The sequence below is a fragment of the Comamonas halotolerans genome (assembly GCF_030162935.1).
Lineage (GTDB): Bacteria > Pseudomonadota > Gammaproteobacteria > Burkholderiales > Burkholderiaceae_C > Comamonas > Comamonas halotolerans.
This window is the reverse complement of sequence record NZ_JASAUZ010000056.1, coordinates 22129-45197: the sequence shown is the minus strand read 5'-3', so window position 1 is coordinate 45197 and position 23069 is coordinate 22129. Positions and strand designations below refer to the sequence as shown.

Here is a 23069-nt window from a genome sequence, read left to right as displayed (position 1 = left end):
TTCCTCCTTACGCCTTCTCGACCTTGACCAAGAAGGTCTTGGACTCAGGGGTCATGCTGTTGCCATCACCGATCGAGGCTGTCAGGTTGTTAGCCATATAGCCCTTGCGACCCGTGGTCGAGAAGCCCCAGTGAATGGGAACGCCCACGTGATGAATGGTCTTGCCGTCAATTTGCATAGGCTTGATACGCTTGGTCACCACGGCAGCTGCCTTGATGAAACCACGTGCGGAAGAAACCTTTACCTTCTGACCCGTCTCGATGCCCAGCTCCTTGGCCAGCGCTTCACCAATTTCCACAAACTGCTCAGGCTGAACAATGTTGTTCAGCTGAACGTGCTTGGTCCAATAGTGGAAGTGCTCGGTCAGGCGGTAAGTGGTGCCCACATGTGGGTATTCCTTGGGATCGCCAGCAGTGCCCTTGGTGGATTCCAGAATGCGCGCTGCCGGGTTGATAACCGCCAGCTTGTTCTCTGGGTACATTGGGTTGTAGCCCAATGGGTTATCGAACGCCTCGTAGTGCGTTGGGAATGGGCCTTCGTTCATGCCCTTGCGAGCAAAGAAGCGGGCCACGCCTTCGGGATTCATGATGAATGGGTTGACGACTTCAGGGTCCAGACCCACAGCCACGTCAGGCACGTCTGCTCCGCCCCACTTGGTGCCATCCCACTTGATCAGCACACGGTTGGGGTTGAAAGGCTTGCCCTGACGGTCGCAGGATGCGCGGTTGTACAGCACGCGACGGTTGGCGGGCCAGGCCCATGCCCAGTTCAGCGTATTGCCGATTCCAGTCGGGTCGCTGTTGTCGCGGCGGGCCATTTGGTTGCCCGAAGACGTCCAGCTACCTGCCCAGATCCAGCAACCGCCCAGGGTGGTGCCGTCATCACGCAGTTCGCCAAAGCCACCCAGTTGCTCTCCGGCCTTGCGGATTACATTGCCGTTGGCATCCTTGAGGTCGACCAGTGCACGACCGTTGTATTCCTTGGCGATTTCCTCGGAAGTGGGGTGTGCAGCCTGGGCGTAAGGCCACCAGAGGTTGACGATAGGGTCAGGGAACTTGCCGCCGTCCTTTTCGTACAACTTTTTCATGCGCAGATGCAGGCCGGACATGATGGCGATGTCGGTCTTGGCTTCGCCAGGAGCGTCAGCGGCCTTCCAGTGCCATTGCAACACGCGCGAAGAGCTCACCACTGCACCATCTTCTTCAGCGAAGCAGGTGGTAGGCAGGCGGAACACTTCAGTCTGGATGGATGCTGTGTCCACGTCGTTGAATTCGCCGTGGTTCTTCCAGAACTCGGAGGTTTCAGTGACCAGAGGATCCATCACCACCAGGAACTTCAGCTTGCTCAGACCGTTTCGCACATTGTTGGAGTTGGCCAACGATGCCAATGGGTTGAAGCCTTGGGCAATGTAACCATTGACCTTGCCTTGCACCATCATGTCAGTGATCTGCAGCATGTCGTACTGCTTGTCCAGCTTGGGCAGGTAATCAAATGCCCAGTTGTTTTCAGCAGTGGCAGCAGGACCCCACCAAGCCTTCATCAGGCTGACGTGGAACTTGGGGGTGTTCTGCCAATAGTTCATTTGACCGGGGCGCATCAGCTTGGGTGTGCGCGCGTCAATGTACTTTTGGTAGTCTTGCTCGCTCTCGTTAGGCAGCGACAGGTAACCCGGCAACGATGCGGACAAGATACCCAGGTCAGTCAGACCTTGAATGTTGGAGTGACCACGCAGCGCGTTCATACCACCGCCAGCAACACCGATGTTGCCGCACAGCAGTTGAATCATGGCGCCAGTGCGCAGCATCTGTGCACCCGTGGTGTGCTGTGTCCAGCCCAGGGCGTACATGATGGTGGCAACGCGGCCAGCTTCGGCGGTCGAAGCGAACTGCTTTGCCACGTGCAGGAACTTCTCCTTGGGTGTACCGCAGATGCTTTCCACCTTTTCTGGGGTGTAGCCTGCGTAGTGACGCTTGAGCCACTGGTACACGCAACGGGGGTGCTGCAGTGTGGGGTCCACCTTCACAAAGCCATCCTCACCCAGCTCGTAGTCCCACGACGATTTGTCGTAAGTGCGGGTTTCGGGGTTGTAGCCCGAGAAGATACCTTCGTCGAACGCAAAGTCCTCACGCACGATGAACGAGAAGTCTGTGTAGTTCTTCACGTATTCGTGGTGGATCTTGTCGTTGGTCAACAAGTAATTGATGATGCCGCCAAGGAACACGATGTCCGAGCCCGAACGAATAGGGGCATAGAAATCGGCAACCGATGCGGAACGGTTGAAGCGGGGATCGACCACCATGAAGTGCGCACCATTGTGCTCCTTCGCTTCGGTGACCCATTTGAAGCCACATGGGTGAGCTTCTGCGGCGTTACCACCCATCACGAGAATCACATCAGCATTCTTGATGTCTTCCCAGTGATTGGTCATGGCTCCACGGCCAAACGTCGGGGCAAGACCTGCCACCGTCGGGCCGTGTCAGACACGTGCTTGGTTATCGAGCGCCAGCAGACCCCAGGAACGGGCTACCTTGTGTGTGACGTAACCGGCTTCGTTGCTGGAGGCCGAGGCAGCCAGCATGCCGGTGGTGAGCCAACGGTTAACCGTTTGACCCTTTTCATTCTTCTCAACGAAGTTGGCGTCGCGGTCTTCCTTCAGGAGTTTGGCGATACGGTCCAAAGCTTCGTCCCAAGACATGCGCTTCCACTCATTGGAGCCAGGAGCGCGGTACTCGGGGTACTTGAGGCGGTTGGGGCTGTGCACGAAGTCGAGCAGCGAAGCACCCTTAGGGCACAGTGTGCCGCGGTTGACGGGGTGATCTGGGTCGCCTTCAACGTGCATGACGGACAGCTTGGCGTTGCGCACACCGTCGCTGTACGAATACATCAAAAGACCGCATCCGACCGAGCAGTACGTGCATGTCTGCCGTGTGACGGTGGTAGCGGCCAGCTTGAACTGGCGTACTTCAGCAAGTGCGGCGGTGGGCGAGAAGCCCATCACTGCCAAGCTGGATGCCGCCAGACTCGAGCCAGTCACTTGCATGAACTGGCGTCTGGATAGTTGCACCATGGGGTTACCTTTTTTAAAACTTGACGCTTGTAGGCGGAATTCTAGTTATGTGTCTCATACAAGACCCATTCCCGAGCCAATAACCCGACGTAGTCGGCTGGGGAATGTATGCATATCGTTGCATAGATTGCAATTGCATATAGCAATACAAACCCTTGAATGCTGTAAGACAGAGGCGGTAATACAGGTGTCGGGTCGTGAATGTGCATCACCAGACGATAGCGGTGACAATCCAGCCCTATCTATAAGGAATCTCTGTTAGCCCAGAGGCGTGTCGAGGCTCGACCATCCTTGTTCTGTTGGCCGCACTTTTTGCTGTGGCTGCGTTTGTCGAGCCAGAGCGCCCGCCTAGCACTGTTAGAAATTGAGATGTCCCATCGCCAACCCGTTCGCGTCACTGAAATTAATCAATACAGCACCATCATTGATGCGCGAACTCCTGCTGAATTTGAGTTAGACCATATTCCCGGAGCCATCAACTGCCCTGTGCTGAGTAACGAGGAGCGTGTCACCATTGGCACCATCTATAAACAGGTCAGTCCTTTTGAGGCCAAGCGCCTGGGGGCTGCGATGGTTGCTGCCAACCTTGCCAGACACCTCCAGGAAACGTTTTCGGACAAGCCAGCCAACTGGAAGCCCTTGGTGTATTGCTGGCGAGGAGGGTTGCGCAGTGGCTCCATGGTGACGTGGCTGCGCTTGGTGGGCTGGGATGCCCAACAACTGGCAGGGGGGTACAAAGCGTTCCGCCAGCATGTGGTGTCGCAAATAGATGCCACAGTTCCGCAGTTGAAGCTGCGAGTGCTGTGCGGAGCAACCGGCAGTGCCAAAACGCGTGTCTTGCTGGCACTCAAAGCACAGGGTATGCAAGTCATTGACCTGGAAGGTCTCGCGCGTCACAAGGGGTCGCTGCTGGGCTCCTTGCCAGGGGTTGAGCAGCCTAGTCAAAAGCACTTTGACACCTTGTTGGCCGAGCAATTGCAGACTTTGGATCTCAGTCAACCTGTCTACATTGAAGGCGAAAGTCCCAAGATTGGCAGAGTCTCATTGCCACTTTTGCTGGTGCAGCACATGCGCCAGGCAGAAGTGTTCGAGATCAAGGCGACGCCCGATGCGCGGCTGGAATATCTGCTCAGGGACTATGCCTATCTTGGCGAGCATGTGGACAAGCTCTGCGAGCGCCTGGGCTTTATGAAGGAAATTCAAGGCAATGAAACAATTGCCCGTTGGCAGGCATGGGCACGCGAAGGGAATTTGCCCGCTTTGTTTGAAGAGCTGATGCGCTTGCACTATGACCCCCAGTACGAGCGCTCTCAAACCAAGCATTTTTCGCAATGGCCACAGCGTAGGACTGTTGAGGCCACTGCACTGCACGAGTCTGCGATTGAGACACTGGCCGCAAAACTGGCTATTTAATTTGACGATGGGCTACACCTTGATGATGTTTGTGAAGCTGCAGCCCTTGAATAGACTTTTGTTACGAAGTTGACGCCGACTGTGTTCGGCGTCTTTTCATTATTTCGGAGGGCTCTTGTATATTGCTGCGCCATAGGCATGTGAAATGTGCGCATGCCAATAAATACTGCTGAAATATGAACTGTCCAAACTGCTCTCATGAATTGGCTGAAAGAACAAAGTTTTGTGTCCGATGCGGCTGGGCCAAGGTGGCCGGTGGTGATGAGTCCGGTGGTGCAAAGAGGCAAGAGGTGAAAAGGCTTGGGTTCGTGGCACATCGCGAATCCATAGAACAGTCGAGTAAACGATGGTGGCCCAAAGTTGTTGCACTTTTTGCTCTGCTGGTGATGGTTTTGTGCGTCGCAACTTGGTATGCCATGAAAAGTGCCAACCCCTTCAAGGAGTCTGCACTTTCTCGTTCCGGGGGAGATTCTTCAGCTATCTTGTCGAATGATGCAGGGGTGGCCGAGGATGTGAATCGTGCTATTTCTGCACAGAATCAAGAACCTGAAATGTCTGGCAATCCGGCCACACCAGTAGTGAATGAGGCAGTGCCCGAAGTTTTGCACAACAGCGCTGTACCAGATTCTGAAAATGATGTGACTGAAATTGCTCCGCAGACGCAGAAAAATGGCGAAGTGATCAACCCAAGAATTTCCAATAGCCCTGAAGTGCAGCAAACAGATCGCAGCGCTATCTATTGATTTCAGTGCCTCAAATTGAAATCCTTGTGACAAAGCCATAGGCTAGAAAGGAAACAATGCGTATACGGAGACTGTCTGGAGTGGCGCTTATTGCTGTGCTATTGAGCGGTTGCACGACCACCGGAGGAAGCAGTACCTCCATTCAGTGCAGCCTTGCGCGTATTTTGGGGCAGCAAACCCAAGGCTGTAGCCCGGGTGGCTCGGTATCGTCTCCCACGGCGGAGCGCTGGGCACATGTACAAAAAGTGTTTGACGACGAGATCTCCGCGGCCCGGGCTGCTCAAGCTCAGGCAGTAGCGCAAAGCACCAAATTGCCTGCACCCCACCGCGCAACAGCAGGCGAGCTTACTTTGCTGAACGTGGCCATCAGAGACAGCAAAACCAAAGAGGCTCGCACCATCCGGACACTGGATACCGTGGAGTTGCGTATTCCTCTGGCGGCTAAAGGTAAGGCAGAGCACTTGGCGGCTTTCAACACCTTCATGGACCTGGCCAACACCCTGGCGGATAACCGTGGCACCGCTTCTGTGACTGTCTATCAAAACCCTTCAGATGTGCAAGCGGGGCGCGCTAACCCCGCTGGTGCTGTACTCAAAACCAAAGACGGTAATCCGGTGCATGTGCGCAAGGTCGCGCAAACATCAACTCCGCAGGGACTTGAGCGCTATGTGATCCAGGCGGGAGAAGTACGCGGCGAGCTCTGAGAAAGTTGGCTTCTGACAAGCAGCATCGAGAGCAGGGAGGCGCTTGAGATGTTGCTATCCACAACGACGGGGAGGAACAATAATGATTGATACCAAAGTATCCAGCGGAATCCAATTTGCTGAACTGGCGCGTGCTGCTGAAGGGTTGACGCAGTGGCGCCCCTTGTTGATGGGCTTTTTAAGCATTTTGTTTGCAGTGGGACTGGGGGCAGTCGCAGGTGTGAGCATGTTTTCAGTGGGCGGAGTGGTGGGCGTCTTGCTGGCTGGGCTGATTGGGCTGCTGGCCCTGGTGGTGTTTTTTGCAGGAGGCTCCGCTGTCGGCGTGATGCTCATGGACAAGGCCAGAAACCTGCCCGTGCGCTCTTTTGGGGATGCAGTCATGTTTGGCATGCAGTGCATTTCGAAGTTCCTGCTTTTTGCGTTGTGTCTGGTGGTGGCATGGGCCACTTTTGCACTGCTGGCATCATTTCTGTACTGGCTGTGCAAGATTCCGTATTTAGGGGCTTTGCTGGCTTTTTTTATTCACCCTGCCTTGGTACTTGTCTGCGCTTTTGCGTTCGTTGCGGTAGCTTGCGTGGTGATTCCTCTGTTCTCCCCTGCAGTGTGGTCAGGGTTGAGTTTTAGAGACGCTATTGCCAGCTTGCTGGCTATTGCTCAAAAGCGGCTGGTTCATGTCGTTTTGATGCTGATCGTGCTGTACGTGGTTGTGGGTGTGGTGATGGCCTTGATTTTGACGGGCCTTCTGCCAGCATTGAGCATCATGAGCACGATTGCGGCCTCCGTCATCTCTCCCTTTGGCTCATATGAATATGGCAGTGCTGGCGTGTATATGAACCCAATGGCCATGCTGGGCAACCTCAGCGCAGGCGGTATGTCTGGGATTGCGGCTGGCACCACCGTGTTGTTGGTGGCTGTTGTAGCCTTGTTGATGCAAGTTTGGCTGATGGGCGTGAATCTGCTCTACCTGCAGGCTCAGGATGGTGTGGATGCTTCTCACGCCTCGCAAGGCCTGGGCTCCATGATGGAGGGGTTGAAGCAACGCGCCAAAGAGGCCAAAGACAGTGCGGTTGCTGCTGCAGAGCGTGCAAAACAGGCTGCCGCAGAGCGCACGGCCAACGTCAAGGCAGCGAATAGCTCAAGTCAACCTTCCGAGGTGGAGTCAGCACCGACGACTTCTGAAGCACGAGATTTGCAATGTCCTGCATGCCATCAAGCAGTGCAGGCGACAGATTTATTTTGCGGCGAGTGCGGGCACAAGCTCTCGAACTGATTTCATGCTTTGAAGCGGCTCTCTGGTTTTCGCGCACATCAAACGAGAGCTTGAGCACGAGAAGACTTCAAATGGCATGCAAGTGGTACAAAGGCAGCATTGCAGCTTGTTCAAGGAGTCACGATGAGCGCTACACCATTTCAGATTGAACGAATCGCTGCCCGCAAGGGAAGTTTGGGGGAGGGCATGGAGATAGCTCGCGCACTGCCTACCAAGCAGCGGCGCATGATTGGAGCCTGGTGTTTTCTGGACCACCTTGGGCCGATTGCTTTTTCTGCAGAAGACGGCATGCATGTGGGGGCACATCCGCATACGCGTTTGCAAACATTCACGTGGATGATCGAAGGTGAAATCATGCACCGTGACAGCTTGGGTTCCGAGCAGGTGGTGCGTCCCGGGCAGGTTAATTTGATGACGGCAGGCTACGGTATTTCGCACACTGAAGATTCGCTGCGCCCAGGTGAGCGTTTGCATGCCGCGCAGTTGTGGATTGCCTTACCGGATGCCGTGGCAGACCAGGCTCCGGCATTTGCCCACTATCCGCAAGTGCCGCAGTGGAGTGAACAGGGGTGCTCCTGGTCTTTGGTGGCGGGGCATTACGGTGCCAGGACGGCGCCCACGCAGTTGTTCAGCCCATTGCTGGGCCTGGAGGTGCTAGCCCCCAATGATCTTCCTTCGAAGGTGAAACTGCAGATGGACACAAAGTTTGAATATGGTCTGATCGCGCTAACGGGCGGCTTCACATTGGAGGGCGAGACTTTTGTGCAGGATGAGCTGGCGTATCTGTCCCCAGGTGGGCGGGGGGTGGATGTGCACTTGGACCCAGGTACGAGGTTGCTGGTCATAGGCGGAGAACCTTTTACAGACAAGGTCACCATCTGGTGGAATTTTCTGGGTCAGGATCTGCCATCTATTCGTGCGTATCGCGAGCAGTGGGAAGCGGAAGATGCGCGCTTCGGTAATGTAGTGGGAGGTGAAGCGCGCCGTTTGAAGGCACCGTCATTGCCGTAAGAGGGAGCAGGGTTGTGAAAACATCGGGCAAGGCTGCGCGCAATGCTTTGTGGCGCATGCATACGGGAATGGCCGTATTCTGGATCGTGGCGCTTGGCCTGATGTATGTAGCCATGGACCGCTATTTGCAGCCAGCAGCGTCCATGGTGACAGCCGACGGCAGTCTTCAGTTACAGCGCAACCGGGATGGTCATTTTTATGTGGACGGCAGCGTGAATGGTCATTTTGTTCGCTTCATGGTGGACACCGGCGCTACATCCATTTCCGTGACCGATGAGCTGGCTGAGCAAGCGGGGCTGGAGGGTGGGGAGAAAGTGCAGTTTCGCACGGCCAATGGGACACGCACTGGCCGTTTGGTGCGCGCGCAAAGCATCGAAGTGGGGCCGTTTCAGGCGCGCAATTTGACGGTCGGCACAGGCTATACCGGCAGCAGTGCGCAAGATGCACTGCTGGGTCAGAACTTCTTGCGAAATTTCGATGTTTTGATGCGCAATGACACGCTGGAACTGCATCCAAGGCGGTAAACGGAAAATAACACTTATGTTTGACGCATCTTCATCAGCGAACACGGGGGCGCGTGAGACGCTAGCGTTGAGCTTCGTTGAACGGTGGCGCAGTCGTGTGCGAACTCGTGTGACCGTGCTGTGCTGGATGGCCTTTGTGGCTGCGCTGATTTCAGCATTTGCCCCATGGATGCAGCAAGTGTTGCATGCCACTCCGCAGTTGGCATGGTTGCTAGGGCTTGCTGTGCACTGGCAATGGCTTGTCTTGCTCATTGGAGTCCCCGCGGGCATGCTGGCATGGCTGTTGGGGCGCAAGCTCACGCTTGTGCCGCTAGGGTGTATTGTGGTGGCGTGGTTTTTACAGTTGCCTGCAGCTCCTCTGGAGCGAGTTGGTGATGGTGTGGCAGACGCAAGCTTGCGAGTGGCCAGCCTGAACCTGCATTTGGACAACCAGAATCTTCATCGGCTATGGGCCTGGCTGGCGAGTAAAGAGGCTCCAGACGTCATCGTCTTGCATGAATTCACGCCGTTTCATGCGCAAGCGCTTCATGCCCAGGGCACATGGCTTGACACGCTGTATCCTGAGCGTCGCTTGCACCCGCAAGAGGGGCCTTTTGGGCAGGCGATTCTTGCACGCATACCTATCACCGGCAGCATATGGCAGCCTGACCCGGTGAACACGCCAAAACTGCATGTACGCCTGCATTGGCAGGGCCAAGAGATTGCACTGCAGAGCTTGCATAGCATGCCGCCGATCAGTGCTTCAGCTGCGCAGGATGAGGCACATCGTTTGCATGAAGCTGCTGTTGAAGCGAGTTTGCAACCCTATGGAATTATCGTGGGCGATTTGAATGCCACACCTTGGAGTGCAAGCATGCGCGCCATTGCTCCTTATGTACAGCGTGCTTCGGGCATTGCTCCAACGTGGCCCAATTGGGGTGGTTGGTTTTCCATGCTGCCACTGGATCACATTTTGATAAGCAATGGGTGGGTCGTGCGTGAACGCAGGCGGGGGCCAGATGTCGGCTCAGACCATCGGCCAGTCATCGTTCAGCTTTCCATGGTAGCGGTCCCGTGAGGACTTCATGGCTTGCTGCACCTCTTGTCAACAAGCGTCGTGCAACAAGCACTGGATGCTGTTGTTAGGACGAAGGCGGGAGGTATGCCAGAGCTTGTTGCCAAGCAGGCAGTCCTCCCTGAACCTGGCCTCAGGACTTCATCATGGGTTGAATGATGCTCGAGAAGTCCAGTGCACCGCTGCCTGCGATGCTGTGCTGCGCATAAATGGCGCGTGCCAAACCTCCCAATGGCGTGCTGGCCTTGACGGACACCGCATTCTCTTGAGCCAGGCCCAGGTCCTTGAGCATCAAGTCGGTGCCGAAGCCGCCGGTATAGCCTTTGCTTGCAGGCGCTGCTTCATGCACGCCTGGAAAGGGGTTGTACTTTTCCAGTGCCCAGTTTCCGCCCGAGCTGCGGCGCATGATTTCGGAAAGTACCTTGGGGTCCAGGCCATTCGCTACGCCGAGCGCAATGGCCTCGCTGGTGCCAATCATCAAAATTCCCAGCAGCATGTTGTTGCAGATTTTGGCAGTTTGCCCAGCCCCCACCTTGCCAGCATGAAAGATGTTGGCACCCATTTTCTCCAGAAAGGGTGTGGCACGTTCCAATTGAGATGTGGTGGCGCCTACCATAAAGGTCAAGGTGCCGGCAATGGCGCCTCCGGTACCACCCGAAACAGGGGCATCGATAAAGTCAATACCGGCTGCATCTGCAGCCTTGGCCACTTTTTGGCTGCTGGCGGCAGCAATGGTTGAGCTGTCGATCACAAGGGTGCCGGGCGCAATGCTGGCCAGCAGTCCGGGTGCTCCGTCTTTGCCTAGATACAGAGCTTCCACATGCTGGCTGGCGGGTAGCATGCTGATCACTACTTTGGCGCCTTGCACGGCATCTTGTGCACTCAGTGCCGCAATGCCCCCTTGGGCCACGACCTTGTTGACGGCGTCCTTGGATAGGTCGAAAGCGCGTACCTGATATCCGGCTTTTTGCAAATTGATGGCCATGGGTGCTCCCATATTGCCCAGCCCAATGAATGCGATTGTGCTCATGCTGTGTCTCCTGTGGTTGTGTTGCAAGGCTTTGAAGGTGAAAAGTGCGGTGTGCCAGCCGTAGCAGCGCTGCTGGCAGTTGAGCATGGGGTTACGCGCAGCGGACGTCCGCTCCACGTTCTTGCAGAAGCTTGCGCAAAATGCTGCGATGGCATAGCGTTTCCTCAGCGCAATAGCACCCAATGGAAAATTGAGTGTGGTGCGAGAGGGCCGCCAGCATATCCAGCGTCCTGCTGGCGGGTGGCGAGGCCATTTCTTTGCGGAAAGCTTTGTGAAATTTTTGCCAGTCTTGAGTCTCAGCGCTGTGCTGGGCAGCTTGGCCTGGGGCCATCACCTCCGGGCTGGGCGCAAGCTCGGGGTACCAGACATCGAAATAATTACGGCAGGCAAATTCTGATTTGGGAACGCCTCGGGGCGGCCTGCGTACCGTGCCAATGCGCAGGCCTTCGCTTGGCAGGCGAGGGCTTCCCAGCTGAACAATGTGGATAGACATGGGCTCTCAATCCTCCTCAAACACGCTGGTGCGCGTTTTGCGTTGACGTCGGGGACTGGCCTTGGCCTGCGGGTTGTAGGCCAGGGCCTCCGCAATCCAGTGCTCCCACTGCGCGCGCGTGGCGTAGCCATCAGGGGTTATCCAGAAGTAACCTTTCATGCCACCGCGCGGGTCAAGTTCGCGCACGCCAGCCTGCTCCACAATGGTCATATGTTCACCGGGAGGCAAACGTACCAGCAGTTCATCAGCCTTGACGCCGATACACAGTTTGCCGTCTACAAAAAAGCAGTAGCTGCCAAACAGTGTGCGCTCCTCCACGTCATTGCAGTGGGCCAGTGCATGACGCACTGCATCAATCAGATGCAGTGTTTCATCGGACAGAGGTTGGGAGGGCATGCTGGCAACAAAGTGTTGGTGTAGGGAAGTTTGAGCTGGCGAACGCAGACTTTCGTTGGTAAATGTACTTTTATTTATAGATGTTGGTTTAGCGAATTGCGGACGGTGCATCGCCTTCGAGCATGCGGCGTGCAATGATGACGCGCATGATTTCGTTGGTGCCTTCCAGAATCTGGTGCACGCGTGCGTCACGTAGCAGGCGCTCCAGCGGAAAGTCGCGCAGATAGCCATAGCCGCCATGCATCTGCAATGCTTCGTTGCACACTGTAAATCCGACGTCGGTGGCAAAGCGCTTGGCCATGGCGCAGTAAGTGGATGCATCGCGTGCGCCAGCATCAAGTTTGCTAGCGGCCAGGCGGACCATCTGGCGGGCCGCCACCAGTTCGGTGGCCATATCGGCCAGCTTGAATTGCAGCGCCTGGAAGCTGGCAAGGGTTTTGCCAAACTGCTTGCGTTCCTGCAGATATTGCTGAGCCTGCGTGAGCGCACCTTGGGCCGCACCCACAGAGCAGGTGGCGATGTTGATGCGCCCGCCGTCCAGGCCCTTCATGGCAATCTTGAAGCCTTCTCCTTCGCGGCCCAGCAGGTTCTGTGCGGGAATGTGCACGTTATCGAAGTTGATCACCCGGGTGGGCTGGCTGTTCCAGCCCATTTTTGCTTCTTTTTTCCCGTAGCTGATGCCTTCGGCGTTGGCTGGTACAGCAAAGGCACTGATGCCGGAGGCACCTGAGTCAGCACCGCCGGTTCGCGCCATGAGCACCAGCACATCGGTGCTGCCTGCACCGCTGATAAAGGCTTTGGCACCGTTGATGATGTATTCATTGCCCACGCGTTCGGCGCGGGTCTTCAAAGAGGCTGCATCCGAGCCTGCACCGGGCTCCGTCAAGGCGTAGCTGGCCAGTTTTTGCCCGCTGCACAGCAACTCGCCCCATTCGGTGCGAACGGTGTCAGTGGCCCAGGTGCCCAGCATCCAGGTAGCCATATTGTGAATGGTGATAAAGGCTGTGGTGCTGGGGTCTACGGCGGCCAGTTCCTCAAACACCAAGGTGGCATCAAGGCGCGGCAACGCCAGCCCACCTGCGTTTTCAGGCGCATAGAGGCCACAAAAACCAAGTTCTCCGGCTTTGGCAATGGCTTCGCGAGGGAAGCTGGCTTGCTCATCCCACTGCGCAGCATGGGGGGCCAGCTCATCTTGCGCGAACTGGCGGGCTGTCTCGGCATAAGCGCGTTGGTCTTCGCTGAGTTCAAAGTCCATGGCGTTGTCTCCTTGTTGTTTTCATGAACCGAGTGAGCAACGGATCAAGAATCCGGTGCTCGTTCTTGGTGCAGCCAGTGCATCAGTGCTTGGCGGCGCAGTTCAGTTGCCTGCGTGAGGCAGTCGTGCAGGCGCTGGGGCCAGTCGGCACGGCCTTCATCGCTGGCATGCTGGGCTTTGCAGCGCTGCATGCGTTGGCGGCTCCACGCGGCTTGGTCTTTGCGCAAGGCCGGGCGTTCATGGGCAGACAAGGCACGCATCACGTCGCCGTAGAGGATGTTTTGCGCGGTGTCTGCTTGCTGAAAGCGCTGCACGGCACATGCATTGGAGCTGCTGATGTTGCTGCTCTGTGGATCACAAACAGCACCTGCCTGCGCTTGCGCCTTTGCAGCAATCAATAAACTTGCTGCCAGGGTGGCGCAGCAAATCCAGGGAGAGATACGGTATTTCATGGGTCATATCTTCCCAGAACCCCATGCGCAGTGCCCGGCGTTGCTGGCTGCATCAGCCTTGGCACAGGCGCGTCATTTCAGACTGATGGTGGTGTTCACGCCGTGGCTTGTGGTGCTGTCGTCAAACCAGCGAGCAGTCACCGTCTTGGTCTGGGTATAGAACATGACCACTTGCTTGCCGTAAGGGCCCAAATCGCCCAGCTTGGAAGCGCGGCTGCCTGTGAACGAGAACAGCGGAACGGGCACAGGGATGGGTACATTGATGCCAACCTGACCCACATCGATTTCTTCCTGGAACTTGCGGGCCGCTGCACCGGATTGCGTGAAGATGGCCGTGCCGTTGCCATTGGGGTTGGCATTGATGAAGTCGATGGCCTGATCGATATCGTCGGCAGCCACGATGCACAGCACAGGGCCAAAGATTTCCTGGTCGTAAATGCTCATGCCGGGCTTGACGCCACTAAATATGGTGGGACCGACAAAGTTGCCTTTTTCGTAACCGGCAACCTGGGGTCTGCGGCCATCGAGCTCCAGCACAGCGCCTTCGGCCACACCGCGTTCAATCAGGCCTTCCACGCGCGAAAGTGCTGCGCAAGAAACCAGTGGGCCCACATCGGTACCAGCTTCAGTGCCTGCATTGACCTTGAGTGTCTGCGCCTTGGCAACAAGGTCGGGGATCCATTTTTGCGCTTCTCCCACCAGCACAACTACGGAGAGCGCCATACAGCGTTGGCCTGCGGCGCCGAAGGCTGCGCCTGCCAAAGCGTTGAGCGATTGCTCTTTGTTTGCGTCTGGCAGCACAATGGCATGGTTTTTTGCGCCCATCATGCACTGCACGCGCTTGCCATTGAGGCTGGCCCTGTTGTAGACATGGGTGCCAACTTTGGTGGAGCCCACGAAGCTGATGGCCTTGATGTCTGGGTGATCGCAAATGGCGTTGACAACATCTTCGCCACCATGCACCACGTTGAGCACCCCTGGAGGCACGCCGGCTTCCAGGGCCAGCTCGCACAGGCGCATGGTCACCATCGGATCCTGCTCAGAAGGCTTGAGCACAAAGGTGTTGCCTGTGGCAATGGCCATGGGGAACATCCAGAGTGGAATCATGGCCGGAAAGTTGAAGGGGGTGATGCCCGCACACACCCCCAAGGGCTGGTTCAGCGTATAGGTATCCACGCCGTTGGCCACGTTGTTGGCCAGCTCCCCGAGCTGCAGCGTGCCGATGTTGGCCGCATGTTCAACCACTTCCAGCCCTCGGAAGACATCTCCTTCGGCATCTGGCAGAGTTTTTCCTTGCTCCGCAGTGAGCAGGGCGGCTAGCTCCTTCATGTTCTCACGGATGAGCTGCTGCAACTTGAGGAAGATGCGGGCACGTGTGCCAATGGGGGTTTTCTTCCAGCTTTTGAATGCTTCTTTGGCGTTGCTGACAGCCAGATTGATCTCATCAGGAGTCGCAAATGGCACACGGGCCAGGACTTCCTGGGTCGCTGGGTTGACGACGTTGCGCCACTGCGTGGTTTTTGATTCAACAAACTCACCGTTGATGAGTAGCTTGACAGTGGGTGCAAGCACTTGGTTGTCCGCAGGGGCATTCATGGTTGGTCTCCTTGTGTATAGCTGTATCCAACATCCTAGGTGTGCAAAACTGCTAAGGCAATACGCGTTTACGCACGTTGGCTTTGCAAAAAAGCACAGGCACACTGTTGTGTATGGACTGGGATCACCTACGTTTTTTTGCAGCTCTGGCACAAACTGGCACTTTGGCGGGGGCTGCACGTGCCCTGGAGGTTGAGCACACAACGGTGGCGCGGCGTATCCAGGCGCTGGAGCAGCAGTTGGGTTATCCGTTGTTTGTACGTGAAGTGTCAGGACACAAACTCAATGAAGCCGGACGGCAGCTACTGTCAGTTGCCCAAGCCATGGAGAAAGCGGCTCGTGGCATGGAACATCTGACACAGCAGGTAACGGCAGAGACTGCCGCGGTGGCGGGTTTGGTTCGTGTGGGTGTCACGGAGGGCCTGGGTGGCCAATTGCTGGCAGCGCCTTTGGCGATGCTGTCACAGCAGCACCCCAAGCTGTCTGTGGATTTGTTGGCTTTGCCACGCTTGATGCATTTGTCGCGGCGTGAAGCAGATATTGTGATTTCCCTGGAGCGGCCCAAGCGCGGAACGGTTGTGGTGAGTAAGCTGGCTGACTACCACCTCTATCTGTATGGCGAGCGACAGTATTTGGCGCACAAGCCGTTGGTGCGCGGTAGCGAGGATTTACGGCATCACCATTTCATCGACTATGTGGATGATTTGCTGTTCACCAAGGAGTTGCAGTTGCTGGCGCAATTGCACAAACCATTGCATTACGTTTTTCGCAGTACAAGCATTGCCGCGCAATATGAGGCGGTGCGTGCCGGGGCAGGGCTGGCGGTATTGCCCGCCTTTTTGGCGGATCGCGATCCGCTGTTGCAGCGGGTGTTGCCAGAGACGGCCAAATTTGAGCGTACCTTTTGGATGTCGATGCCCGAAGAAGCCAAAGGCTTGCTACGGATTCAGACAGTTTGGCGCCTCATCAAGCAGATTGTGGCCGAGCACCAAGCTGCGCTCAGGCCAATTTAACCAAGGATTAGAGCGTTTATTTTGTCTTTATGTTGGATTTTTGGGCTCGTTTGCGCGGTTATGCTAGGGGGCAGGTAATCTTTGTTAGCAGTTGCTTGTCGGATAAACGGCAATTTTTGAACTTTTCTGCCTCCCCTATGAAATTCCGCTACAAGCTTCAACAGCAGTTGCAAATCTGGTGGCCGGCAGTAGCTGTCTTTGCAGTTGGAAGTACTCTGAGCCTGGGCCTGTGGCATGCCCTGGAGCAGCGTCAGGTGCAGACGGTGCAGGAGCGCCTGGAGCAGCAAGCCAAACTGTTTGCAATAGCGCTGGAGCAGCGGCTGTTTGTCTACTCGGACTACGTGCAGGGCTTACGTCCCTTGCTGGAGGCGACTCCGGCTGCTGCAGATAAGGTGTTCAAATCTCTCGGCCTGATGCAAGAGCGTGGCACGCGCTATGCAGGAATGGAGGCGTTGATGCTGATGCGGCGAATGGACGCACAGGAGTATGCGGCTTACCGTGCCAAATTGCTCAACGAGGTTCCAAGTGCGTTGCGTGTGGATGAAAGCGCAATGCCAGTTGTTCCTTTGAAACAATCCAGCTATTACATAGTGGATGAGGTCTGGCCATTTGCTGCGAGACAAGTGCTCAAGGGGCTGGATGCACAGCAGCAGCCGCAACTTCAGGCCCAGATTGAGCAATTTCAAGTGAATACGCAGGCTCAAGCGCTGATGAGTGAGCCGCATGCGCTGGATGGAATCGGGGGTGCAGGGGTATTGATCGGTGTTCCATTAAGAGGTGGTGAAGCAGAGCATCACTTGCTGGACGGTGTGCTTAGTATCAGTGTGCGGGTTGATTCACTGATTGAGCTGCTGCGCTCACGTGGCATGTTGCCGCATACCTTGCTGTCAATTCAGGATCAATCCAGTGATCCTGCTTCCCGCAGCCTGACTGTTTATGAATCACAGGGCTGGTCTGCAGAGCCGCAGTCTCTGGCATACGCTCAAAGGCAGATGTCCTTCATGGGGCGACAGTGGACTCTGGATTTCATGGCCAGTCATTCCATGCTGTCTCAGATAGAGCGCTCATTTCCAGCCACTATCGGAGCAAGCACGCTGGCGGCAACCATGCTACTGGCTGCTGTGGTGCTGCTGTTGTCACTGCAACGGCAGCGCGCACAAACCCGCTCCAAAGCGAAACATAATTTGCTGCGCGAGCGCACCGACAGACTCAAGGCGTTGTTCAACCAGTCTGCAATTGGTGTCGCCGAAATTGAGGCAAAAAACAGTCGCTACATCAGTGCCAACACGCGCTTCTCAGACATTGTCGGCTTCAACTGGGAAGCGTTGGAGAGTATGGATATCTATGACGTGATTCATCCTGATGACCGTCAGGATTGTCTGCTGCTGGAGCGCCAGCTGTCCGAAGGGCGATCGCAACACTTTACGACCACCACCCGTATGGTGCGAAAGGATGGCAGCACCATTTGGGTCGAATTGTGGGTTTCTCCCCTGCGGAATGCGGATGGCAAGCCCCTTGGGCGACATATCGCATTGCTGCTGGATGTGACCGAGCATCGCTTGATGCAGGTGCAATTGCAGGCGCGCGAAGCTTATTCCAGTGAAATGCTGCGTTACATGCCGGTGGGGCTGGTGGTGGTCGGGCCGGTGGGTGATATCGAGTTCGTGAACCACCAGTTTGAAGCCATGACAGGCTGGGCACTCAGCGATCTGTCTGATGAGTCAAGCATGTGGCGTCATCTGTGCGTGGACATGCAGCAACATACTGCCTTGCTTCAGCGATTGAATGCTGGGCGTTGCGAGGTCGTGCCCAACGGTGTGAACATGCCCGCGATGGAATACCTGCTGCGTCGCAAGGATGGTCAAGAGTTGAGTATGGAGGTGTCTGGGCGGTTTTTGGGCGGCCGCATCCTGCTGAGCTTTGTGGATGTAAGCCAGCGCAAGGCAGCAGAGGCCGAAATCCGTTGGCTCGGTTATTACGACATGCTCACCCAACTGCCCAATCGGCGTTTGCTGCTTGACCGGCTCAGTGAAGCTCTGGTGCGCAGCCAGCTCGGCAATGGCAACAAGGGGGCTTTGCTGCTGCTTGATATTGACAACTTCAAGTCACTCAATGAAACACTGGGCCACGATCATGGCGATGCCTTGCTGCGTTTGGTTGCAACACGCCTGAGCAGTTGCATTGCCGGGAGGCATACCCTGGCCCGCCAGGGGGGCGACGAGTTTGCCGTGGTGCTCGAAGACTTGCCTGTGGATCCGCTGGAGGCAGGGCGCTGTACCGAGCAGGTGGGCTGTGCGATCTTGCAAGCCTTGCGCACTCCCTTCTATTTGAGTGGGCAGGACTTTCACGTCACCGTCAGCATGGGGGCTGTGGTGCTGGGCAGTGCAAGTGACACGGTGGAAGAGCTGCTCAAACGCGCAGATCTGGCGCTTTATCAGGCCAAGTCTGCAGGGCGTGACACTCTTCAGTTCTTTGATCCCAGCATGCAAAAAGCGGTCAGCGCACGCGTGGAAATGGAAAAAGATCTGCGTCTGGCTTTGGAGCGTCATGAGTTTGACCTGTTTTTTCAGCCACAGGTGCAAAGCGACAAAGTGGTGGGTGCAGAGGCATTGCTGCGCTGGCACCACCCCGTCAAGGGTTTTATTACTCCGTCCGTGTTTGTCCCTGCTGCAGAAGACTCGGGCTTGATTTTGCCTTTGGGAGAATGGGTGCTCTATGCAGCTTGTCGTCAGCTGGCGCATTGGGCACAGGATCCTTTGCTGTCCACGCTGACCATGTCGGTCAATGTAAGTCCACGCCAGTTTTACCAACCCGGCTTTGTGGAGCAGGTGCGGCAAGCGCTGGAAGTGACCGGTGCCAAGGCCAGTCTGTTGGAGCTGGAGTTGACAGAGGGAATGCTGCTGACGGATGTGGAGGACACCATTCGAAAAATGGTGCAGCTCAAGACAATGGGTGTGATCTTCTCGCTCGATGATTTTGGTACGGGCTACTCATCCCTGAGCTATCTCAAACGTTTGCCGCTGGACAAGCTCAAGATCGATCAGAGTTTTGTGCGTGAAGTTGACACCAGTTTGAACGATGCCGCTATTGCGTGTTCCATCATTGCGCTGGGCACCAGCTTGGGGTTGCAGGTGATTGCGGAGGGTGTCGAGACCGAGGAGCAGCGGTGCTTTCTCGCCGCCAATGGTTGTAGCTATTGGCAAGGATTTTTATTCAGTCGTCCGCAGCCCGTTGACAAATTCGAGGTCTGGGTCCGTGAATATGGAGGCTCCCGCACCGTTAAGACGCAAGCTGATGTGGTATCTGAACTTCATGGTGCTTCCGCAGTGGCAAATCAGTCTGCTTAACGCTAGATTGGGAGCTTGGATGTCAAGAAAGTAGATGGCATATCCCTTTTTGTTACAAAGTTCGTGAAATGCGCTCGCAGGTAGTTGTAACGGCGCGCGTTATCATCGCAGGTCATTCTCATTGCTTTGTTTGCTTCAGCGTCTGATCTTCCGTGCGCCTTAACTCCATCAAGCTTTCTGGCTTCAAGTCTTTTGCTGAACCTACCAACTTTCTGCTGCCAGGGCAGCTGGTAGGTGTGGTGGGCCCCAATGGTTGCGGCAAGTCCAACATCATGGATGCAGTGCGTTGGGTGCTGGGTGAAAGCAAGGCCAGCGAGTTGCGCGGCGAGAGCATGCAGGACGTGATCTTCAACGGCACAACGCACCGCAAGCCAGCCAGTCGATCCAGCGTGGAATTGGTGTTTGACAACAGCGATCACCGCGCCGGAGGGCAATGGGGGCAGTTCACGGAAATTGCTGTCAAACGCGTGCTGACACGTGATGGCAACAGCTCCTACTTCATCAATAACCAGCCTGTGCGTCGGCGTGACGTGCAGGATGTGTTCCTCGGCACGGGCTTGGGGCCACGCGCCTACGCCATCATTGGTCAGGGCACCATCAGCCGCATCATCGAGTCGCGTCCCGAAGAGTTGCGCCTGTTTCTGGAAGAGGCTGCAGGGGTTTCCAAGTACAAAGAACGCCGCCGCGAAACGGAAAATCGTCTGGGAGACACCCGCGAGAACCTCACGCGCGTCGAAGATATTTTGCGCGAGCTCAATGCCAACCTTGACAAGCTCGAGAAGCAGGCTGAGGTGGCTGCGCAGTACAACGCCCTGCAAAGCAGTGTCATGCTCAAGCAACACCAGCTGTGGTTTTTGAAGAAGCAGGACGCTGAAGGCGATTTGGCCAAGATTCGCCAAGAAGGCTTGCAAGCCGTCAACGACCTGGAAAGCCGCATGGCGGAGATTCGTCATATTGAGGCGGATCTTGAAGCTGTACGCCAAGCGCATTACGAAGCCGGTGACAAGGTTAACCAGGCACAAGGCCGTCTCTACGAAGCTACGGCTGAAGTTGGCAAGCTGGAAGCAGAAATCCGCTACGTGGTGGAAGGCCGTCAGCGCGTCGAACAGCGCATGCAGCAACTGGCCGAGCAAATAACCCAGTGGGCGCAGCGCAAGGAAGACGCGCAGCTGGAGCTGGAAAGTCTGGCGGCCAATGGCATGGATGCGGAAGAGCTGGCGGAGATGCTGGCCGCGCAGCTGGAAGAACAAAGCCTGCGTTTGCCGGATCTGGAAGATGCATTGCGGGCCACTCAGAACAAGGCCAACGAACAGCGCCAGCAGGTGGTGCAGGTGCAGCAACAAATTCAGGTTCTGGCTGCAGAGCAGCGCAGCATCAACGAGCAAAATCGTCAGCACGAAAGCCGTCTGGAACGCTTGCGCAATGATCGCAATGCCTTGACCACGCCGGATGAAGCACGCCTGCAGCAAATCACGGCGCAATACGAAGACGCCGCTGAAATGGCCGAAATGGCTGAAGCAGCCTTGGCTGAACTGCAAGACAGCGTGCCGCAGCTCGATGACGAGCGCCGTACCCGTCAGCAATCCTTGAATGCAGAGACTGCAAGGCAGGCCGAGCTGGCCGCGCGTATGGAAGCGCTTAAAGCGCTGCAAGAAAAGGTCAAGACCGATGGCAAGCTGCAGCCGTGGTTGGCACAGCATGGGCTGGAAAGCCTGCAGGGTTTATGGACCAGGATTGCCGTGGAAGCTGGCTGGGAAAACGCTTTGGAAGCAGCCTTGCGCGAACGCATGGGTGCGCTGGAGATCAGTCGTCTGGACATGGTGCGGGGCTTTTTGGGCGCAGGAGCCAAGGATGCGCCGCCTGCACGCCTGGCTTTCTATTCCAAGCCCGATGCGGCCATCCAATTGCGGAGCAATGGACTGCCTTTGATCGCTGATTTGCTACGCGTGTCAGATATTGGTTTGAAAGCCTTGCTGAGCGAATGGCTGGCAGGCTGCTACACCGCACAAACACTGGATGAGGCGCTGAATCACCGCAGCCAGCTCCAGGCAGGGGACACTATCTATGTTCCTACAGGCCATGCAGTGACAGCGCACAGCGTGAGCTTTTATGCGCAAGACTCCGAGCAGTCAGGATTGCTTGCACGCGCCCAGGAAATTGAACATCTGGAAAAAGAGTTGCGCGCCCAGGCGATGATCAGCGAAGATGCGCGCACAGCCTTGGTCAAGGCTGAAGCTGCGTATGCAGATGCTTCACAGCGTCTGGTGACCGCACGCCGTGAAGCTACAGAAGCCAAACAGTCTGCGCATGAGCTGCAGGTGGACATGTTGCGCCTGACACAGCAAGCCGAGCAAGCGCGTGCACGAACTGCACAAATTGAGGCCGATGTGGCTGAAGTACAGACAGTGCTGGACGATTTGCAAGAGCGTGCGGTGGCTGCGGAAGCGCGTTTTGAGGAGCTGGATATGCAGTTGGCCGACAGCCAGGAGCTGCACGCCCAGCTGGATGAAAAGGTGATAGAGGCCGAGCGCAGGTTGGCTGAAAGCCGTGAGCAGCTGCGTACCCTGGAGCGGCGAGCCCAGGAGGCTACCTTCAGTCAGCGCAGCATGCAGGCACGGCAGGCCGAGCTGCAGCGGACGCTGGAAACCGCAGAGCAGCAAACCAAGGCCTTGCTGGAAGAGCGCGACCGTGCGCAGGCCGAGCAGGGGCGTTTGAACGATGCTGCTGCCCAGGGTGGCTTGCAAGATGCGTTGGCGCTGAAAATGGAGCGCGAGCAGGCCGTGGCGGCAGCACGCAGTGAATACGAAGATCTGACCAACAAGCTGCGTGCCAGCGATGATCGCCGTGTGCAGATTGAGCGCGCGCTGGACCCCATGCGCGCTCGCATCACAGAGTTCCAGCTCAAGGAACAGGCGGCCTCGTTGGGTAGCGCCCAATACGAGCAGCAGTTGACCGAAGCGGGCGCAGATCTGGCTGCAGTGGCCCAATCCATTCTCGAAGGCAACGTGAAACTGCATGGTTTGCAAAGCGAGATTGATCGCTTGCACCGCGAGATTGCAGCGCTGGGTGCGGTGAATCTTGCCGCACTGGAAGAGCTGCAACTGGCCAAGGAGCGCAAGACCTTCCTGGATGCCCAGATGGCAGATTTGACCGAGGCAATGAGCACGCTGGAAAACGCGATCAAGAAAATCGACAACGAAACGCGTGAACTGCTCTCAGGCACATTCAATACTGTCAACGAGCATTTTGGGCGCATGTTCCCCGAGCTTTTTGGCGGTGGACAGGCCAAGCTCATCATCACTGGCGATGAAATTTTGGATTCCGGCGTACAGGTGATGGCGCAACCTCCTGGTAAAAAGAACCAGACGATTCATTTGCTCTCGGGTGGTGAAAAAGCACTGACGGCCATCGCCCTGGTGTTTGCCATCTTCCAACTCAATCCAGCGCCTTTCTGTCTGCTTGATGAGGTGGATGCCCCCTTGGACGACGCCAATACCGAGCGCTATGCCAAACTTGTGGCCAGCATGAGTAAGGGAACCCAGTTCCTGTTCATCAGCCACAACAAAATTGCCATGGAAATGGCACAACAATTAATTGGTGTGACGATGCAGGAGCAAGGTGTTTCTCGCATCGTGGCCGTGGACATGGAATCTGCCCTGTCTATGGCGCACACTTAAGTATGGATAACGGAACCGAGCAAC

General features: G+C 56.3%; 17 protein-coding genes. 10 read left to right on the top strand and 7 right to left on the bottom strand.

The annotated features are described in order from the left end of the window. Positions 1–7 precede the first annotated feature (7 nt). Entirely contained in the window at positions 8–3067 is a 3060-nt protein-coding gene (fdnG, locus tag QEP11_RS15870) for a formate dehydrogenase-N subunit alpha (protein WP_284337619.1), read from the bottom strand. A 369-nt stretch (positions 3068–3436) separates the two neighbouring features. Here fdnG and mnmH point away from each other — a divergent pair, with 369 nt between their 5' ends. From mnmH to QEP11_RS15835, 7 genes are all read left to right on the top strand, one after another. Then, positions 3437–4480, top strand: a complete 1044-nt coding sequence (gene mnmH / locus QEP11_RS15865; protein ID WP_284337618.1) for a tRNA 2-selenouridine(34) synthase MnmH — start codon at positions 3437–3439, stop codon at positions 4478–4480. Between the two features lie 176 nt (positions 4481–4656). Next, positions 4657–5223, top strand: coding sequence for a zinc ribbon domain-containing protein (locus tag QEP11_RS15860; RefSeq protein WP_284337617.1), 567 nt, complete (start codon positions 4657–4659; stop codon positions 5221–5223). Positions 5224–5279: 56 nt separating this feature from the next. After that, complete coding sequence (locus QEP11_RS15855; RefSeq protein WP_284337616.1) at positions 5280–5927, top strand: hypothetical protein; 648 nt, start codon at positions 5280–5282, stop codon at positions 5925–5927. A gap of 82 nt (positions 5928–6009) precedes the next feature. After that, entirely contained in the window at positions 6010–7197 is a 1188-nt protein-coding gene (locus QEP11_RS15850) for a zinc ribbon domain-containing protein (protein ID WP_284337615.1), read from the top strand. A gap of 123 nt (positions 7198–7320) precedes the next feature. Next, positions 7321–8208, top strand: coding sequence for a pirin family protein (locus QEP11_RS15845; protein WP_284337614.1), 888 nt, complete (start codon positions 7321–7323; stop codon positions 8206–8208). 14 nt (positions 8209–8222) lie between these two features. Continuing rightward, positions 8223–8732 carry a retropepsin-like aspartic protease family protein gene (locus tag QEP11_RS15840; RefSeq protein WP_284337613.1) on the top strand — a complete coding sequence of 170 codons (510 nt, stop codon included), beginning with the start codon at positions 8223–8225 and terminating at the stop codon, positions 8730–8732. Between the two features lie 16 nt (positions 8733–8748). Beyond that, a complete protein-coding gene (locus tag QEP11_RS15835) occupies positions 8749–9789 on the top strand; it encodes an endonuclease/exonuclease/phosphatase family protein (RefSeq protein WP_284337612.1) in 1041 nt (346 codons plus the stop codon). A 130-nt stretch (positions 9790–9919) separates the two neighbouring features. Here the strand turns inward: QEP11_RS15835 and mmsB are convergent, their stop codons facing one another. The 6 genes from mmsB to QEP11_RS15805 form a co-directional block, all read right to left on the bottom strand. Next, positions 9920–10903: a 3-hydroxyisobutyrate dehydrogenase gene (gene mmsB / locus QEP11_RS15830; RefSeq protein ID WP_413788743.1), complete on the bottom strand. Its 984-nt coding sequence runs from the start codon at positions 10901–10903 to the stop codon at positions 9920–9922. Between the two features lie 4 nt (positions 10904–10907). After that, positions 10908–11309 (bottom strand): DUF488 domain-containing protein, encoded by a 402-nt coding sequence (locus tag QEP11_RS15825; RefSeq protein ID WP_284337610.1) that lies wholly within the window; start codon positions 11307–11309, stop codon positions 10908–10910. 6 nt (positions 11310–11315) lie between these two features. After that, entirely contained in the window at positions 11316–11705 is a 390-nt protein-coding gene (locus QEP11_RS15820) for a TfoX/Sxy family protein (RefSeq protein WP_284337609.1), read from the bottom strand. A gap of 88 nt (positions 11706–11793) precedes the next feature. Further along, positions 11794–12960 carry an acyl-CoA dehydrogenase family protein gene (locus QEP11_RS15815; RefSeq protein WP_284337608.1) on the bottom strand — a complete coding sequence of 389 codons (1167 nt, stop codon included), beginning with the start codon at positions 12958–12960 and terminating at the stop codon, positions 11794–11796. A gap of 44 nt (positions 12961–13004) precedes the next feature. After that, on the bottom strand, positions 13005–13412 hold the full coding sequence (locus QEP11_RS15810) for a lysozyme inhibitor LprI family protein (protein WP_284337607.1): 408 nt from the start codon (positions 13410–13412) through the stop codon (positions 13005–13007). A 72-nt stretch (positions 13413–13484) separates the two neighbouring features. After that, the gene (locus QEP11_RS15805) at positions 13485–15008 is read right to left on the bottom strand and encodes a CoA-acylating methylmalonate-semialdehyde dehydrogenase (RefSeq protein WP_284337606.1); all 1524 of its coding nucleotides are present in this window, start codon (positions 15006–15008) and stop codon (positions 13485–13487) included. A gap of 113 nt (positions 15009–15121) precedes the next feature. Between QEP11_RS15805 and QEP11_RS15800 the strand changes: the two genes are divergently transcribed. The 3 genes from QEP11_RS15800 to smc all read left to right on the top strand — a co-directional run bounded on the left by QEP11_RS15800 (position 15122) and on the right by smc (position 23045). After that, positions 15122–16021, top strand: a complete 900-nt coding sequence (locus QEP11_RS15800; RefSeq protein ID WP_284337605.1) for a LysR family transcriptional regulator — start codon at positions 15122–15124, stop codon at positions 16019–16021. Positions 16022–16158: 137 nt separating this feature from the next. Continuing rightward, positions 16159–19368, top strand: a complete 3210-nt coding sequence (locus QEP11_RS15795) for a bifunctional diguanylate cyclase/phosphodiesterase (protein ID WP_284337604.1) — start codon at positions 16159–16161, stop codon at positions 19366–19368. A gap of 152 nt (positions 19369–19520) precedes the next feature. Continuing rightward, on the top strand, positions 19521–23045 hold the full coding sequence (smc, locus tag QEP11_RS15790) for a chromosome segregation protein SMC (protein ID WP_284337603.1): 3525 nt from the start codon (positions 19521–19523) through the stop codon (positions 23043–23045). Positions 23046–23069 lie beyond the last annotated feature (24 nt).

Bases quoted from the DNA above. Each gene is read 5' to 3' on its own strand.
- mnmH (WP_284337618.1), top strand. From the start codon at position 3,437: ATGTCCCATCGCCAACCCGTTCGCGTCACTGAAATTAATCAATACAGC.
- QEP11_RS15860 (WP_284337617.1), top strand. From the start codon at position 4,657: ATGAACTGTCCAAACTGCTCTCATGAATTGGCTGAAAGAACAAAGTTT.
- QEP11_RS15855 (WP_284337616.1), top strand. From the start codon at position 5,280: ATGCGTATACGGAGACTGTCTGGAGTGGCGCTTATTGCTGTGCTATTG.
- QEP11_RS15850 (WP_284337615.1), top strand. From the start codon at position 6,010: ATGATTGATACCAAAGTATCCAGCGGAATCCAATTTGCTGAACTGGCG.
- QEP11_RS15845 (WP_284337614.1), top strand. From the start codon at position 7,321: ATGAGCGCTACACCATTTCAGATTGAACGAATCGCTGCCCGCAAGGGA.
- QEP11_RS15835 (WP_284337612.1), top strand. From the start codon at position 8,749: ATGTTTGACGCATCTTCATCAGCGAACACGGGGGCGCGTGAGACGCTA.
- mmsB (WP_413788743.1), bottom strand. From the start codon at position 10,903: ATGCTCAACTGCCAGCAGCGCTGCTACGGCTGGCACACCGCACTTTTC.
- QEP11_RS15825 (WP_284337610.1), bottom strand. From the start codon at position 11,309: ATGTCTATCCACATTGTTCAGCTGGGAAGCCCTCGCCTGCCAAGCGAA.
- QEP11_RS15820 (WP_284337609.1), bottom strand. From the start codon at position 11,705: ATGCCCTCCCAACCTCTGTCCGATGAAACACTGCATCTGATTGATGCA.
- QEP11_RS15815 (WP_284337608.1), bottom strand. From the start codon at position 12,960: ATGGACTTTGAACTCAGCGAAGACCAACGCGCTTATGCCGAGACAGCC.
- QEP11_RS15810 (WP_284337607.1), bottom strand. From the start codon at position 13,412: ATGAAATACCGTATCTCTCCCTGGATTTGCTGCGCCACCCTGGCAGCA.
- QEP11_RS15805 (WP_284337606.1), bottom strand. From the start codon at position 15,008: ATGAATGCCCCTGCGGACAACCAAGTGCTTGCACCCACTGTCAAGCTA.
- QEP11_RS15800 (WP_284337605.1), top strand. From the start codon at position 15,122: ATGGACTGGGATCACCTACGTTTTTTTGCAGCTCTGGCACAAACTGGC.
- QEP11_RS15795 (WP_284337604.1), top strand. From the start codon at position 16,159: ATGAAATTCCGCTACAAGCTTCAACAGCAGTTGCAAATCTGGTGGCCG.